The organism is Rossellomorea marisflavi (assembly GCF_022170785.1).
Taxonomy (GTDB): domain Bacteria; phylum Bacillota; class Bacilli; order Bacillales; family Bacillaceae_B; genus Rossellomorea; species Rossellomorea marisflavi_B.
On sequence record NZ_CP081870.1, the window covers coordinates 639455 to 654676 of the forward strand.

15 protein-coding genes, 1 pseudogene and 1 other annotated feature are annotated in these 15222 nt (G+C 48.6%); of the genes and pseudogenes, 11 read left to right on the top strand and 5 right to left on the bottom strand.

The window, feature by feature from the left end:
• Positions 1–30: 30 nt before the first annotated feature.
• Positions 31–543: a type 1 glutamine amidotransferase domain-containing protein gene (locus K6T23_RS03270; RefSeq protein WP_056533048.1), complete on the top strand. Its 513-nt coding sequence runs from the start codon at positions 31–33 to the stop codon at positions 541–543.
• Positions 544–600: 57 nt separating this feature from the next.
• Here K6T23_RS03270 and K6T23_RS03275 read toward each other — a convergent pair whose 3' ends face one another.
• Positions 601–822 (bottom strand): DUF1128 domain-containing protein, encoded by a 222-nt coding sequence (locus K6T23_RS03275; protein WP_048006826.1) that lies wholly within the window; start codon positions 820–822, stop codon positions 601–603.
• A 191-nt stretch (positions 823–1013) separates the two neighbouring features.
• On the opposite strand from K6T23_RS03275, the gene K6T23_RS03280 reads away from it, so the two are divergent.
• From K6T23_RS03280 to K6T23_RS03290, 3 genes are all read left to right on the top strand, one after another.
• Positions 1014–1418, top strand: a complete 405-nt coding sequence (locus K6T23_RS03280; protein WP_056533051.1) for a hypothetical protein — start codon at positions 1014–1016, stop codon at positions 1416–1418.
• Positions 1419–1439: 21 nt separating this feature from the next.
• Positions 1440–2273, top strand: a complete 834-nt coding sequence (locus tag K6T23_RS03285) for a YihY/virulence factor BrkB family protein (protein WP_056533054.1) — start codon at positions 1440–1442, stop codon at positions 2271–2273.
• Between the two features lie 142 nt (positions 2274–2415).
• Positions 2416–3861 (top strand): carbon starvation CstA family protein, encoded by a 1446-nt coding sequence (locus K6T23_RS03290; protein WP_238283573.1) that lies wholly within the window; start codon positions 2416–2418, stop codon positions 3859–3861.
• Positions 3862–4297: 436 nt separating this feature from the next.
• Here K6T23_RS03290 and K6T23_RS03295 read toward each other — a convergent pair whose 3' ends face one another.
• On the bottom strand, positions 4298–4708 hold the full coding sequence (locus K6T23_RS03295; RefSeq protein ID WP_238284498.1) for a hypothetical protein: 411 nt from the start codon (positions 4706–4708) through the stop codon (positions 4298–4300).
• Between the two features lie 15 nt (positions 4709–4723).
• On the opposite strand from K6T23_RS03295, the pseudogene K6T23_RS03300 reads away from it, so the two are divergent.
• The 6 genes and pseudogenes from K6T23_RS03300 to K6T23_RS03325 form a co-directional block, all read left to right on the top strand.
• A pseudogene (locus K6T23_RS03300) lies at positions 4724–4888 on the top strand (KGG domain-containing protein); the annotation flags it as partial.
• A gap of 389 nt (positions 4889–5277) precedes the next feature.
• Complete coding sequence (locus K6T23_RS03305) at positions 5278–5469, top strand: hypothetical protein (RefSeq protein ID WP_053428721.1); 192 nt, start codon at positions 5278–5280, stop codon at positions 5467–5469.
• A 103-nt stretch (positions 5470–5572) separates the two neighbouring features.
• Positions 5573–5813: a binding site (T-box leader), on the top strand.
• Positions 5814–5870: 57 nt separating this feature from the next.
• Positions 5871–7100 (top strand): MFS transporter, encoded by a 1230-nt coding sequence (locus K6T23_RS03310; RefSeq protein WP_238283574.1) that lies wholly within the window; start codon positions 5871–5873, stop codon positions 7098–7100.
• Positions 7101–7416: 316 nt separating this feature from the next.
• Positions 7417–8844 carry a proline--tRNA ligase gene (proS, locus tag K6T23_RS03315; protein ID WP_238283575.1) on the top strand — a complete coding sequence of 476 codons (1428 nt, stop codon included), beginning with the start codon at positions 7417–7419 and terminating at the stop codon, positions 8842–8844.
• Between the two features lie 95 nt (positions 8845–8939).
• The gene (locus K6T23_RS03320; RefSeq protein ID WP_156450568.1) at positions 8940–9098 is read left to right on the top strand and encodes a hypothetical protein; all 159 of its coding nucleotides are present in this window, start codon (positions 8940–8942) and stop codon (positions 9096–9098) included.
• Between the two features lie 150 nt (positions 9099–9248).
• Positions 9249–9803 (top strand): GNAT family N-acetyltransferase, encoded by a 555-nt coding sequence (locus tag K6T23_RS03325; protein ID WP_238283576.1) that lies wholly within the window; start codon positions 9249–9251, stop codon positions 9801–9803.
• Positions 9804–9841: 38 nt separating this feature from the next.
• Here the strand turns inward: K6T23_RS03325 and K6T23_RS03330 are convergent, their stop codons facing one another.
• Positions 9842–11518, bottom strand: a complete 1677-nt coding sequence (locus K6T23_RS03330; RefSeq protein WP_079514784.1) for a hypothetical protein — start codon at positions 11516–11518, stop codon at positions 9842–9844.
• 876 nt (positions 11519–12394) lie between these two features.
• Between K6T23_RS03330 and K6T23_RS03335 the strand changes: the two genes are divergently transcribed.
• Entirely contained in the window at positions 12395–12547 is a 153-nt protein-coding gene (locus K6T23_RS03335; RefSeq protein ID WP_187443037.1) for a hypothetical protein, read from the top strand.
• Positions 12548–12590: 43 nt separating this feature from the next.
• On the opposite strand, the gene K6T23_RS03340 is transcribed toward K6T23_RS03335, so the two are convergent.
• The gene (locus K6T23_RS03340) at positions 12591–13370 is read right to left on the bottom strand and encodes an endonuclease/exonuclease/phosphatase family protein (protein WP_238283577.1); all 780 of its coding nucleotides are present in this window, start codon (positions 13368–13370) and stop codon (positions 12591–12593) included.
• A gap of 2 nt (positions 13371–13372) precedes the next feature.
• On the bottom strand, positions 13373–15007 hold the full coding sequence (locus K6T23_RS03345; protein ID WP_079514786.1) for a PTS transporter subunit IIBC: 1635 nt from the start codon (positions 15005–15007) through the stop codon (positions 13373–13375).
• Positions 15008–15222 lie beyond the last annotated feature (215 nt).

A 15222-nucleotide genomic window follows, 5' to 3' on the forward strand; every position in this document is an offset into this window, starting at 1 on the left:
CATTATTCTAAAATAGGAGTGTTTAATCGCATGGCTAAAATCGCAACATTAATCACCGATATGTTCGAAGATGTGGAATTTACAGATCCGGAAAAAGCATTCAAGGAAGCAGGTCATGAAGTCGTGACCATCGAATCTGAAAAAGGGAAGACCGTCAAAGGGAAGCAGGGAGACGCCAGCGTAACCATCGATCAAGGAATTGACGACGTCAATCCAGCCGATTTTGATGCGCTTCTTCTTCCTGGAGGATTCTCACCAGATCAGCTTCGTGCAGATGATCGTTTCGTGAAATTCACCAAACATTTCATGGATGAGAAGAAGCCTGTCTTTGCCATCTGCCATGGACCTCAACTATTGATCACGGCGAAGGCACTGGAAGGCCGAAAAGCTACTGGATTCACGTCCATCAAGGTGGATATGGAGTACGCAGGAGCTAATTTCGAGGACAAGGAAGTCGTCGTTTGCGGCAACCAACTTGTCACAAGCCGTACACCGGATGACATCCCTGCATTCAACCGTGAGGCACTTGCACTATTGAAATAATTCAAATGAAAAGGGGGCGTCCCCAGGGCTACTGCCCGGGGATGCCCCCTTTTTACATTATTTGCGCAAGCTTCTCAGTTCATCGATGATGGCATTCATTTCGCTCGGACTGAAGCGGTCTTTTTTAATGACCATCTCATATAGATCCTGAAGATCTTCATACATTTGTTCATTGAAGTCCTCAGACTTGATGGCACCTGCATTGACGACGTTCAGTTTCTCCTTGATGGCGGTCACCATATAATCGATGTTCTCAGCCGAATTCTGTGTCAGATCCATTTGATCAGCACCCTTTCTTCGTAAAATCACTAAGCTTATCTTTCCATGATTCGCGCCACCTGTCAACACACGGGGACAGAATCATATTCAGAGGATTTTTTCACGGGAATGTTTTACACTATTAAGGAATGGGAAAGTAAAGGATAAGTTCCTTGAACGTTCTCAATTAATTAGGAAAGAGGGTCATACATATGGGTAAAAGTAAATTCTTCCAAGGTGTACTCTTAGGTGCGGTGGCCGGGGGATTATTATCCCTATTGGACAAAACTACTCGCAGGGAAGTGGGGGCTTCACTCAAGAATGGAAGCAGCTACATCTCCACTTATGCAAAAGATCCGAAGCAATTGGTCGAAGCTTCCAAGGAAGTGTACGAAAAACTGTCCGTCACTGCAGATCAGGTTACCCGGGATTTCCGCTTCATCAGTGAAAAGGTGGATGAATTGAAGGGGATGACCCCGCAGGTGAAAGACCTGATTGAAGAAACAAAAGAAACGTTCGAAGACTCTTCTGAAGCCTATAAGGAAGCGTTCAAGGAAGCACCCAACGAACTGGAGGATGGGGATCAACCCATCGATTCTTCATTCAAAGGGTATTAATGAATGGAATGAGGTGAGCACATGGCTCGAAAGAAAGAGGTAAAGGAGTACTCCAAGGGCCTGTTTCAACAGATCAGCGCCAATGATGTGACAGGCTTGGCAGCTCAGATTGCCTATTACTTTCTCCTGTCGCTTTTCCCACTGCTTATATTTGTCGTAACGCTCCTGCCATATTTACCTGTACAGCAGGATGACCTGCTCGGGGTGGTAAGAGACTACGCGCCAGGGGAAACGCTTAAAATGATTGAAGGAACCCTCTCGGATGTCATGTCGAACCGTAATTCAGGATTGCTATCCATCAGTATCATCGCGACAATCTGGTCGGCATCCAACGGAATGAATGCCATTGTAAAAAGCTTGAATCGTGCGTATGACATCGAGGAAACAAGATCGTTCATCGTTCAGCGCCTGACATCCGTTGCCCTTACGCTCGGTATGATCCTGGTCTTTGTTGTCGCGCTGTTGCTCCCTGTATTCGGTAAGCAGATCGGCTTGTTCCTTTTCTCGCAATTCGGGTTTTCCGATCAGTTCCTTACCCTATGGAGCGGGATCCGTTGGGCCATCAGTCCCCTCATCCTCTTTGTCATTTTCATGGTCCTGTACTACTTTGCCCCAAACATGAAGATCAAGTGCCTTAGTGCCTTGCCAGGTGCCATCTTTGCAACAGTGGGGTGGGTGCTCGCCTCTCTTGCCTTCTCCTTTTACGTGGGAAACTTCGGAAACTATTCTGCCACGTATGGAAGCATCGGGGGAATCATCGTCCTGATGATCTGGTTCTATCTGACTGGGATCATCATCATGATCGGTGGAGAAATCAATGCCATGAGAACCAAGAAGGACAATGTTGCCTGCTGAACGTCAAGAAGCCCCTTCACCAAGAGGGGCTTTTTTCTATGTGTGAACTGGGTACTATGTCCTGAAAATAAAGAAGGAAGAGTTGGGAAAAGAAATCTCTGATAAAATGAAAACGTATTCATTTTAGCGGGGAGTTGAGCGGATGATCACATTCATTGTATCGATCATCATTTTGGTTATCGGTTATTTCACGTACGGAAAATTGATTGAAAAATTATTTGGTGTGAAGGAACAGCGCCCGACACCGGCCTATGCCAAAAAAGATGATGTCGATTACGTGCCGATGGGAACATGGAAGAACTCCATGATCCAGCTTCTGAATATCGCGGGAGTAGGACCAATTTTCGGTCCCATCATGGGGGCACTTTATGGCCCAGTCGCATTCCTGTGGATCGTACTCGGCTCAATCTTTGCCGGAGCCGCCCATGATTATCTCACAGGGATGATATCGATCCGAAACGGAGGGGCCCATCTGCCGCAGCTGGCAGGACGTTTTCTTGGGAAAACCATGAAGCATGTGGTGAACGCATTTTCCGTCCTGCTCTTATTGCTTGTTGGGACCGTGTTCGTGACGGCCCCGGCTGCGCTGATTGCAGATCTCACACCTGCATGGATTTCCCTTGGCGTGATCATCGCGGCGATCTTCGTGTATTACATCGCAGCGACCCTGTTGCCTGTTGATAAGATTATCGGCAAGGTGTACCCGTTATTTGGCGCACTGCTATTAATCAGTGCTGTCGGCATCGGAGGTAGTCTCATCGTGACAGGGGCCGATATCCCTGAAATCACGTTAGCCAATCTTCATCCCGACCAGATTCCGATCTTCCCGCTCCTGTTTCTGACCATCTCATGCGGAGCACTGTCTGGGTTCCACGCCACTCAGTCTCCCATCATTTCCAGGACGACAAAAAATGAAAAGAATGGTCGAAAAATCTTTTACGGAATGATGATCCTTGAAGCAATCATCGCCATGATCTGGGCCGCGGCTGCCATGAGCATCTTCCCGGCGGGTGAGTTAAACAGCATCCTGGCTGAATCAGGTCCAGCCGGAGTTGTCAGCGAGGTCTCCATGCTCATGCTCGGGTCCATTGGCGGAACCCTTGCCATTCTTGGCGTAATCGTACTGCCGATCACGTCTGGCGATACTTCTTTCAGAAGTGCCAGGATGATCATCGCAGACTATATCAACGTCAAACAGCTTAAGATCACGAACCGACTTTGGATTGCTCTGCCGTTATTCGTCGTTTCCATCGCCCTGACCCAGATTGATTTTAATATCTTATGGAGATATTTCTCTTGGGCCAACCAATCGACAGCCATGATTGCCCTTTGGGTCGGAGCCATGTACCTCGGTTTGCAGCGAAAGCCGCACTGGGTCGCGACGCTGCCTGCGATCTTCATGACCATGGTAACGTTCACATATATCCTGAATGCCCCGATCGGATTCGGTCTTTCCATGAACATTTCTTACATGGGAGCCGGGCTGGTCACGGCAGCAGCCATCGTCGCATTTGCTTATACATTAAGAAAGCGGCTGGCCGGCGGAACGGATATTGAAGTAGATGAAAAAGTTCCAGCTGCATCGTAATATCGCAAAAAAAATGAAGACACCCACTGAGGCGATGACTCAGCGGGTGCTTATTTTTTTGTCCGTTGCATAAAAAAGAGGTGTTTTGTTAAGAGACAAAAAGACATTTAAAGGATAAAAAAACTTTTCTTTCGCAAAACACTGCCGCTCTAAGGTTGGCGGAAAATAAAGAAAAATAGATTCATTTTTGAATGTTTATCTTTCCAAAATGATGGTAAATAAGCAAATGTAACCTACAGAGAAGGGAGGATATTCAAAATATGTAATTGTTTTTTTGGTGATCTTCACTAAAAGAAAGCAGTTAGTTCCTGTTCATCTTACGTACAGTCGGTAATTCATGAATGGATCAAGAATCGGGAAAAGTCGGCAAATCACATGACAAAGCATTTTATCTCACTGCGATATCAAGCGAATTGAAACCGAATACAAAACCTGATCAGTAAAATAAATGATACCTAAAAGGAGAGATTTTTCCATGGCAAACAATAATAATAACAGCAATAATAATAACAATAACAGTAATAACAACAACAGCAACAGCAATAGCAATAGCAACAACAGCAATAACAGTAATAGCAACAACAGCAACAATAACATTAATAATAGCAACAGCAACAGCAATAGTAATAGTAATAGTAACAATAACAGAAACAGTAACAACAGTAATAGCAACAACAGCAACAACAGCAATAACAGTAATAACAGTAATAACAGCAACAACAGTAACAATAGCAGCAACAACAGTAACAATAACAGCAATAACACTAATAACAGTAACAATAACAGCAATAATAGCAATAACAGTAACAGCAGCAACAACAACCAGAACGTAAGTAGCAGCAATCAAAACAACAATAATAAGATGAGCTACGAAGAAGCTGGACGAAAAGGTGGAGAAGCTACTTCTAATAATCACGGTAAAGAATTCTATCAGGAAATCGGAGAAAAAGGCGGACAAGCCACATCCGATAATCATGATAAAGAATTCTACCAAGAGATTGGTGCAAAGGGCGGTAATAGCTCTAACGGTTCAAATCAATCGAATAACTGATTATAAACCAAAGGGGGCCTCTTGAAAAAGAAGGTCCTTTTTGGTCCCGGAAAAATTACCAACTGTTGAATGGACAGAAAGGGAGATACTAAGCATGTTTCACCATTCTTGTCAGTAGGGAGTGAGGAACATGAGTAAGAAGTCCAAAAAAGACGGTGGCACCAAGCAGAATCAAAATCAAAAGCCAAAAAATAAAACATCCGGCTCAGCAAATGGTCAAAACGGATACCATTAGAGCGGGTTGCAAAAGGGGCCATTCACTGGCCCCTGGTATAACGAAAGACTCACTTCACGAATTAGCGGGTGCCATTTGTGGATGGCGTGTATTATAATGAAATCATCCCGAATCAAAAGGAGATTCCATTATGACAAATCAGGATTCGTCTAAAGAGCCGAAGAAGATCAGTCTTCAAGAGGCCATGAAGCAGCAGCTCGCCAAGAAGAAAGAAGCCCAATCAAGTGGCAAACAGGGTAAGAATGGTCTCGCTTCGAATCAGCGCATGCAGAGTCAGCAAACGAAAAAGCCAAGCAATACCCGCAGGAAAATGGGTAGCTAATAATGAAAACGGCAGTGTCCTTAGGACCTGTCTTTTTTATTGAGAAGGATTCAGTCGATAAAACTGTTTACTTCTTTTTCCACCCGTGCTATGATACTGGAAATTACATGCGATGATGAGAAGAGTAGCTTCCATGACCTTCAGACAGAGAGCCCCGGTAGCTGAAAAGGGGAGGGAGGAACGGGAGTGAACCAAGTCTTTGAGCAGTGCATCGGAACCAGCCGGGGATGGTGTAACAGGAGCTCCTGTTATAGAGCTAGGGTATAAACTTGTACCCGAAAAGGTCGATATGGCGACATATCGATGAACTGGGGTGGCACCGCGATGACAGACTCGCCCCCAAGACCAATCGTCTTGGGGGTGGGTTTTTTTCGTTTTTACTACGAATCGCGGGAGGAAGAATGATGAATAAGTGGAAATACCCAGCCATCCTGTTAACAGGGATCGGCATAGCGAATATCGGCGATTGGATTTACTTGATCGCCCTGAATCTGATCGTCCTCAATGAAACACAATCACCGATGGCCGTTGTGCTACTCTACCTATTGAAGCCGGCGGCCGGCATGGTGGTGAACGCGTGGTCGGGGAGTCTCATCGACCGGGTGAACAAGCGGAATCTCATGATCATCCTTGATCTTTCCAGGGCTGCTTCAATCATCGCGGTGGTACTCATGCCAGTGTCCATTGCCATGTATACCGTGGTGTTCTTTATCAATATGATGAGCGCTGTGTTCCATCCGGCAAGCAGGACGTATATGACCCAGCTGATTCCGAAGGACAGCCGTCAACGGTTCAATGCCCTGAAAGGACTCATCGGATCGGGTGCCTTCATCATGGGGCCTGCCATCGCAGGCTTGCTCTTTCAGCTCGGAACGCCTCACTTATCCCTGTTCGTCACGGCCTTCGCTCTGTGCGGATCGGGTCTCATCACCCTTCTACTGCCGAACCTTGAACGGGATGGTCTGGCCGACGCTGACATCGGCCGCTTTTCCTTATCCGCTGTCCGGGAAGATTGGAAGCTCGTGAGCACCTATACGAAACGGCATGCACCGATCATGCTCATTTACTTCCTGTTCAGTTGCCTTCTTGTCATGACCGCCGCCGTCGATTCCTTGGAAGCGGCTTTCTCGAAACAGGTGCTCCATCTGTCCGACAGCACGTATGGATATATGGTCAGCATCGCAGGAGCCGGGTTCATCCTCGGCTCCATCGTTAATACGGCATTTGCCCATCGCCTGCCCTATATGAAGCTCATGGGAGGTGGGGGAGTAGCCGTCGCTGCAGGGTATCTTCTATATGCGACTTCTGACACCATGATATGGGCGGCCACGGGTTTTGCCTTCTTATCCTTTGCCCTCGCATTTGCAAGCACCGGTTTTGAGACGTTCTTCCAAGAGAAGATTCCGGTGAAGATGATGGGGAGGATCGCGAGCATCTATGGACTGGCAGAGGGTGCCCTCGTACTGATGATGACCATTTCAATCGGAATTGGCGCAGAATTCGTGTCCATCCGGTGGGCCGTTTGCGCAGGTGCTGTCATCATGCTCATCACGTCGATCCTTCTCCTCCTATCCATCCGGCGGGAAAGTAGCCCCGCCACGTATGAAATCCACAGGACCGGGATAGAATGATAAACAATTCGTTGACACCCAAGAAGAATCTCTATATAATCATTTAAAATATCTAAATGTTGAAACATTGATGGGGATCAGTAGTGAACATCGTGTCCATTCAGAGAGGGAGCCGCGTGGTGAGAAGCTCCTATGGAAAACATTCGTGAACCTGCCCTTGAGTTCTGGTAACCCCAGCGGTCCAATACCGTTATCATGTATGATGAGAGTAAAGCCTTGCTTTGAATTAGGGTGGTCCCGCCAGGAATGGTCCCTAATGAGAAGTAGGGCTTTTTTTGTTTCACTGGAATTCATTTTCATAAGGATGGTGTCAATTATGGCAAAGCAATTCGTACAAAATGTCACTGGCATGGATGAGGATTTCGCCCAATGGTACACGGATGTCGTGACCAAGGCTGAACTCATCGACTATTCAAGCGTAAGGGGCTCCATGATCATCCGCCCCTATGGATATGCCATTTGGGAAAATATCAAGGATGCCCTCGATGGGAAGATCAAGGAGACGGGGCATGAGAATGTCTATATGCCGCTTTTCATTCCGGAAAGTCTACTCCAGAGGGAAAAGGATCATATCGAAGGCTTCGCTCCAGAAGTTGCGTGGGTGACCCACGGCGGAGAAGAAGAGCTTGCCGAAAGACTGTGCGTCAGACCAACATCGGAGGTGCTTTTCGGAGAGCACTACAAAAACATCATCCACTCGTATCGAGACCTTCCAAAGCTGTATAACCAGTGGGCGAATGTCGTGCGCTGGGAAAAGACGACGCGTCCGTTCTTGAGGACACTCGAATTCCTTTGGCAGGAAGGGCACACCTGTCATGAAACGGATGAAGATGCCCTGGAGGAAACGATCAAGATGCTCGACGTATATGCGGACATCTGCGAGAACATGCTGGCGATTCCGGTCATTAAAGGGCAGAAGACAGAAAAGGAGAAGTTCGCCGGTGCAAAATTCACCTATACGATCGAAAGCCTCATGCATGACGGGAAGGCCCTCCAGTCCGGTACCTCCCATCATCTCGGTGACGGATTTGCCAAAGCGTTCGGCATCCAGTTCACCGATCGGGACGGAAAGCTTCAGTACGTCCAGCAAACGTCATGGGGCTTCACGACAAGAATCATCGGCGCCATGATCATGGTGCACGGTGACGACAGGGGGCTTGTCCTGCCACCGAAGATCGCGCCGACTCAAGTGATGATCGTGCCGATTGCACAGCACAAAGAGGGAGTCCTCGATTTCGCCTATGATATGAAGAGGCGCCTGTCCTCCGTTGCGAGGGTGGGGATCGATGCGAGCGACAAGAAACCGGGTTGGAAGTTCAACGAGTATGAAATGAAAGGGATCCCGCTTCGCCTGGAAGCTGGACCTCGTGATATCGAAAACGGCCAGGTCATCCTTGTGCGCAGGGACACAGGGGAAAAGGTGACGGTGTCCATCGAGGGAATCGAAGAGACCATCACGGCCCTCCTCCACGACATCCAGGAGAACCTGCTCAAAAAAGCCACTGCGCATCGTGAAGAAAAAACGAGCACAGCCGTCACCTTCGACGAGTTCAAGTCTCAAATCGAGCAAGGTGGATTCATCAAAGCGATGTGGTGCGGAGAGGAAGCATGCGAGAACAAGATCAAGGAAGAAACCACCGCCACCAGCCGCTGCATCCCGTTCGAACAGGAGAAGGTAGCCGACACATGTGTGTGCTGCGGGAAGGAAGCGCGGGACATGGTGTACTGGGCAAAGGCGTACTAATTCCCCCGAACATTCGCCCTATTTTTCTTTTCTTATCCCATCATCGTCTTTTCTTACCATTCTCGACATAGAGTTTGGTAAAGGGGGGACAACTTATGGATATTGAAATCATGATGGTTGTGTTGCTCGCCGTTGCCGTCGTTACGCTGTTCCTTATCCTATTCAAAGTCAGCCGGATCCTTGAGCGGCTTGAGGAGAATGCGTTTCTTGGGGAGGAAGATCTTGAGGAGGAGCAGGAAGAGTGGCACGGTTGATAGAAGCACATGCTGACAACATAGCAGTCCCTCTCGAATGAGGGGGATTTTTTCTGTTACGGAAAAATGATATTTTTTTGCTGAAAGAAGATACCATTCCTTAATATGGATTGATATGATTATAGAAACAAAGGGGTAGGGGTGAAAAGGATGACAGGAACACAACTACTGATGGAAACAGAACGGCTCGTAATCCGACCCTTCACCCGGTGGGATTACGGGAACTGGCTGCAGTCACATCTCGACCGCCTGCCACCTCAGCATAAGTATGATGCCGGGTATCAGGATATGTCCGGGTGCACGGAGCAGTGGTTCGCGGAGATGATCGGCAAGCAGGATGAGATGATGGCGAAGGATGAGGTCTATATCTTCGGGATATTCCTGAAAGCGACGGGAGTGATGGTCGGCACCGTCGACGTCTCGACTCTCATGAGGTACAACTTCAATTGGGGAAGGATCGGCTATGTGCTCCATAATCAACATTGGCAGCAAGGATACGGGAAAGAATCCGTGGCTGCAACACTACGAATGGCTTATACCAAGATCGGGTATCACCGGATTGAAGCCCACATCGACCTCGACAATGTCCCGTCCATCTCCCTGGTGGAAAGCGTCGGCATGACCTACGAATGCACGCGGAAGGGGTTCATCTATGAGCGGGGGATGTGGCAGGATCAGCTCGTTTATTATCAGAATGCAGAATAAGAAAAGCCGATGGGGCACGCCCATCGGCTTTCATGTGTTTACAGTCCCTCAATCGTGAGGTCTTTCACCGGAAGGAATTCCTCCTCGGTATCGCTGTACGTAAACTTGACCGTATCGTTTTCCCTCAGATAGATGGCAAGAGGGCTGATTTCAGATGAAACGATATAGTTCTTGCCGTTCTCCAATAGGAAGGAAACGACCGTGTAATCTCCGGATTTTTCTTTGTACACCCGGACGACTTTGCCGGAATCCTGTTTCTCTTCAGCCTTGGAGTTGTTATTCAGGCTACCGGATCCTTTTTGAAGGGCGGTTTTGTACATTTTCAGCGCCTGGTTCGGCGTATCGGCGTAGACGGCGATTTCCGGGTTTGCTGCGGAGACGATGAAATAGTTCTGCAGGAATCCATTGGAATCGAGTACAGGTGTCAACCAGCTTGCTTCACCATAGAAGTTATAAAGAACCGGCATCTTGCCGTCCCATTTCTTCTCGATGAATCGCTTCTGGATGATCTGCAGGGCGCCTTGTGAATCCATATACGATTCTTCCAGGTTCCCCGTATAATAAGTAGCTTCTCCCGTACGGGCATTGGTCATGGAATACCCAAGCATGGAGTCTACGCCTTCTTTAGGAGACGTGAAATCTGTGAAGTAGTACATATCACCGTCTTTGTTGAAGACCGGCGTGACATTCGCTTCCGTACCTTCATCGGATGGAAGCTTGACGTCGGATTTACCGAACTTGCTGTTCCAGAATCCTTTCACAAAATTCCCGAAGTAGCTATTTTGAAGGCTGACCGTTTCAGGTGAGATGGCCCCGTCGATGAATGCAGGGATATCCTTGATTGGATAAGCTTTCGTATCTCCAGTCAATGCATCCACAAGGACAACGCCTTCCGCATCAAAACCGTTACGGGCAGAGATGAAGGCTCCATAAGTCCGGATGTAGAAAGGTTTCCCTTCGTCGTTCACTTCAAGTTGCACATCTCCGTAGAAAATCTTCTTCGGATACTTCATGCGGATGTGGCGCTCGATGTTTTCATTCAGATAAGAAGATGGGGTATATTTCATTTCTTCTTTCATGAATTTAGGATTGGCGGTGGAGTCCGTTGCACTCAGCATGAAGTACCCCGGCGTTTTGTCACCTTTCACCCATTTCCAGAAGTCTGAGAATTCGACTGGGGCGATATAGACGTAGTCCCCGTTGACTTTTTGGATCTGCAGATTTCCGAGTTCATAGTAGCTTGTGTTCGGTACTTGACCGAACGCTTTTTTCATTTTGTTCCGGGCGAATTGAGGCGGCACGCTTGCAGGTGTCTCTGTCTCGTCAAATGCCTGGATTTCGGTTTTCGTTTTCATATCGGCGGATTCATATTTCTCATCCGCATTGAACAGGAAGGCGCTGAGGAAATAGACACCTACTACAAGACCAGCAAGGACAAGGACACCTTTAATCATGCGCTCTGTACCGTAGGAGAGTGATGCTCCGGCGATGGCGGCTATGATGAAGAGGATCCAGACGCTGGTGAAGTTCTGATCAAGACTGGTCAGGTAGTAGAACAGGAATGTCGCGACGAAGGCGATAATGAGGGTGGCGCCGAACACTTTGCCAAATGACGGGTAGCCCTCTTTCTTTTTCATTTTCATGGCACTCATCGGGACGATCAGGATGGTGGCGGCAAGGCCGATGATGAGTGAGAATAATAGGATATTGCCCATGTTGTTCCCCTTTCTAGGTTCTTTGGTTGAGTCTATTGTATATACGTGTGAGACTGGGTGGAAGTTTCATTGTGATCATTTTTGTTCCCTGTGGTTGCATTTTGAATGAAAAAGCAGGGGAAAGGAGATCGTTCCGTTTCGCTGCGGGTGGTCGCTTTCCGCGGGTCGGTCGATGAGCCTCCTCGTGCCTGCGGGGTCTCATCTTCCCGACTATCCGCAGGAGTCGACCACCCTCCGCTACACTGCACTGTTGGATGGTTGAAGGGGTAGGGCAAATCAGCAAAGTATGTCCTTCCCTTCATTTTTTGATGGATGTGTCGTGAGAAATGGATCGTTCCGTTTCTCTGGGGATGGTCGCTTTCCGCGGGTCGGTCGATGAGCCTCCTCGTGCCTGCGGGGTCTCATCTTCCCGACTATCCGCAGGAGTCGACCGCCCTTCGCTGCACTGCACTGTTGGATGTTTGAAGGGGATAGAGAAAAGCGAGTAACATATCCTCCCTTCATTTTTCGATGGATGTGTCGTGAAAAATGAATCGTTCCGTTCCGCTGCGGGTGGTCGCTTTCCGCGAGTCGGTCGATGAGCCTCCTCGTGCCTGCGGGGTTTCATCTTCCTGACTATCCGCAGGAGTCGACCCCCCTCCGCTGCACTGCACTGTTGGATGTTGATGGGGGGGAATTTGCAATTGTACCTCTGATTAAGCAGACAAAATAAGTAACTTCAATACCCTTCAATATATATGGTGATCGCCTTTGCTACACAGGATCTACTTGGACAGATTATGAGACCCCCCTCTCAGCCGTTCAATCTATTTAGGGATCAGATGAGGTTCTACATAACCCGGTATGATTCATTGAAAACCTATCAATCATCAAAGAGTGAAGTGCAACGGAGGCCGCCCGACTCCTATGGGAGTAGCGGGCAGGGTGAGACCCTGCAGGCTTGCCAAAGCGGCTCACCGCACGCCCCATGGAAAGCAGGCGGCCGCAGTGGAACGAAACGGACTGACCCCCTACCAATCTCCCAATTAGAATAAAAAAAGAGAATGCCCATCATCAGGACATTCTCTAGTATTCACCAATCCAGTTCCACTTCAACCCCGTAGTGGTCGGAAATAATGGGGCGGTTGGTTCCGTTGAAGATGACGGCGGAAGAGTGGACGTTGATCTTGCGGCTGGAGAGGATGAGGTCAATCCTCAATCCTTTGTCATTCCCATCCCATCCAGCAATATCGCCTTGGATGGTAGTGCCATTGTCGCGCTTTTGGGCAAGTTGGAAGGTGTCCCACAGCCCTTTGTTCATCAGATAGTCATAGCCTTCATCACGTGTGTTGGCATCATTGTTGAAATCGCCCATGAGGAAGAAGGGATCAGCTGCCTTTTCAAAGAGACGGTCAGCCTGGTTCATGAATGGTTCTTCTTCATCCTGCCACCATCCAAGATGGCAGGAGTAGAAGGTGACCTTTTCATCGCGAACGGGGATGGTGATCCCGATGACCTTACGGGTTTTCCAATTGGCTGGGTCTTTATCATTTGAAACATGGAATCGGTGCTCTTCCAATACAGGGTGCCGGGTCAAAAGCGCTGCGCCTTCTTCAAAGCGATCATACCCGACATGGGCGTAGTCCCATATGAATGAGTATCCTGTGACACAGCGTTTCTCCAGCTCCCGGAGGAGGAGGAGAGCAAAGTTGTCTTCTTTGACGAACGCTTCCTCTTCCGATATGAGCTGATTGACCTCCTGCAGGGCGATGACATCGTACTCTCTTTCCGCGATGGTATCGGCAAGGATCCCGAGTTTCTCCCACTGATTGTCTTCAAGCCAGGAGTGGCAGTTGAGGGTGAGGAGCTTCATCCTTACGCCCCCAGCATATCCTGGATATCGGATTTGATGACATCGGCTTTCGGGCCGTAGATGGCCTGGACGCCTTTGTCTTTTGTGATAAGGCCGAGGGCCCCGTTTGCTTTCCATTCCTGTTCTGAACCCACCAGGCTAGGATCTTTTACGGTGACACGAAGGCGCGTCATGCACGCATCCACGTCGACGATGTTGCTTTCGCCTCCGAGTAGTGCGACTACTTTCGGAGCGACGGAATCTTTTTTGACTGCACCTTGCGACTGGGTGACTTCGTCCTCGATGTAGTTACCGTTACGTCCCGGTGTCGGGAAGTTGAAGCGCTTGATCAGGAAGTTGGCCACTCCGAAGTTCAGTCCGAAGAACACGAGACAGGCGATAAAGAAATTCACAAGGTCGAGCCAGAGTCCGGCTTTCACGATCATCGGCGTCCTGGTGAGGAGCTCGATGAATCCGAAGGAGTGGACGCGGATGTGGATCAGATCCACGATGGCGAAGGCAAGTCCTGTCATGATGGCGTATACCACATAAAGAAGCGGGGCAGCGAACATGAACATGAATTCGATCGGCTCTGTGACACCTGTCAGGAATACAGCAAGGCCTGCAGATAGGAACATGGATTTGTACTTTTTCTTCTTGTCTTTATCCACATTGCGGTACATGGCATACGCGATACCGATAAGGGACGCAGTGGACAGGATCATTTGACCAACTTTGAAACGGGCCGGTGTTACGTCGCCAAGAAGCTGTTTGTAGCTTGCTGTGTCTCCGGCGGACAGGAAGTTGTTCAGGTCGGCGATCCAGGCTAGCCATAGCGGGTCTTGACCTGCGACCGTAGATCCTTGGCCTGAGCCTGTAAGGATGGTGTACGTCCCGCCAAGCTCTGTGTAGTTCATTGGCACGGTGAGCATATGGTGAAGGCCGAATGGAAGCAGCAGACGCTCGAGTGCTCCGAAGATGAATGGAGCGACGATCGGTGCCGTATCCCGTGATGTAGCGATCCATTGACCGAAGTCATTCAAGAGACCCTGGATGAACGGCCATACGATGGACATCACGATAGCGGTTACAATGGAACCCGCAATCACGACGAACGGAACGAAACGCTTCCCGTTAAAGAAGGAAAGGGCATCCGGAAGTTTGTCATAATTGTAGAATCGATTGAAGAGATTCGCTCCGAGGAAACCGGAGATGATCCCGACGAATACGCCCATATTGAGGGCCGGTGCCCCGAGGACGGAAGTGAAATAGTCGGAAACGACGAGCGTCTGACCGAACAGGGACGAAATCGTAGCTTCAGGATCCGCCAGCATATCGGCATTGACGCCGAAGATGGCACCGGTGATCCGGTTGATCAAGATGAAGGCTATGAGGGCAGCGAATGCACCACCGGCACGTTCCTTCGCCCATGATCCCCCTATGGCGACAGCGAAGAGGATATGCAGGTTGGTAATGATTCCCCATCCGATGTCTTCTAGTACTCTTGCAATCGTTTGCACTAAAACCAAGTCTCCGCCGGTCATGCCGATCAGCTTCCCGATGGAGATCATGATTCCGGCAGCCGGCATAACGGCCACAACGACGAGAAGGGCTTTCCCGAACTTCTGCCAGAAATCAAAAGACAATAAATTCTTCATGTGTACTTCCTCCCTATGTGTGCGTTTTCATTTTTAAACACGATCTTTCTATCTGTTAAGCATGGCTTTCGCTATAAAAAGATACAAAAGTGTAAACGGTTAATGCAACCGTTTGCATTAATATAGCATTATTGTAAGATATCTTTTTGAGGAAAGCAATAGAAAGTTTAGAAGACGTATATTATCATTAAAAATAAAGAGGTAGAAAAAAATGG

Coding starts and splice junctions, on each gene's coding strand:
- K6T23_RS03280 (WP_056533051.1), top strand. CDS start 1,014: ATGGGTAAAAGTAAATTCTTCCAAGGTGTACTCTTAGGTGCGGTGGCC.
- K6T23_RS03285 (WP_056533054.1), top strand. CDS start 1,440: ATGGCTCGAAAGAAAGAGGTAAAGGAGTACTCCAAGGGCCTGTTTCAA.
- K6T23_RS03325 (WP_238283576.1), top strand. CDS start 9,249: ATGACAGGAACACAACTACTGATGGAAACAGAACGGCTCGTAATCCGA.
- K6T23_RS03320 (WP_156450568.1), top strand. CDS start 8,940: ATGGATATTGAAATCATGATGGTTGTGTTGCTCGCCGTTGCCGTCGTT.
- K6T23_RS03340 (WP_238283577.1), bottom strand. CDS start 13,370: ATGAAGCTCCTCACCCTCAACTGCCACTCCTGGCTTGAAGACAATCAG.
- K6T23_RS03310 (WP_238283574.1), top strand. CDS start 5,871: ATGATGAATAAGTGGAAATACCCAGCCATCCTGTTAACAGGGATCGGC.
- K6T23_RS03290 (WP_238283573.1), top strand. CDS start 2,416: ATGATCACATTCATTGTATCGATCATCATTTTGGTTATCGGTTATTTC.
- proS (WP_238283575.1), top strand. CDS start 7,417: ATGGCAAAGCAATTCGTACAAAATGTCACTGGCATGGATGAGGATTTC.
- K6T23_RS03275 (WP_048006826.1), bottom strand. CDS start 822: ATGGATCTGACACAGAATTCGGCTGAGAACATCGATTATATGGTGACC.
- K6T23_RS03345 (WP_079514786.1), bottom strand. CDS start 15,007: ATGAAGAATTTATTGTCTTTTGATTTCTGGCAGAAGTTCGGGAAAGCC.
- K6T23_RS03305 (WP_053428721.1), top strand. CDS start 5,278: ATGACAAATCAGGATTCGTCTAAAGAGCCGAAGAAGATCAGTCTTCAA.
- K6T23_RS03270 (WP_056533048.1), top strand. CDS start 31: ATGGCTAAAATCGCAACATTAATCACCGATATGTTCGAAGATGTGGAA.
- K6T23_RS03330 (WP_079514784.1), bottom strand. CDS start 11,518: ATGGGCAATATCCTATTATTCTCACTCATCATCGGCCTTGCCGCCACC.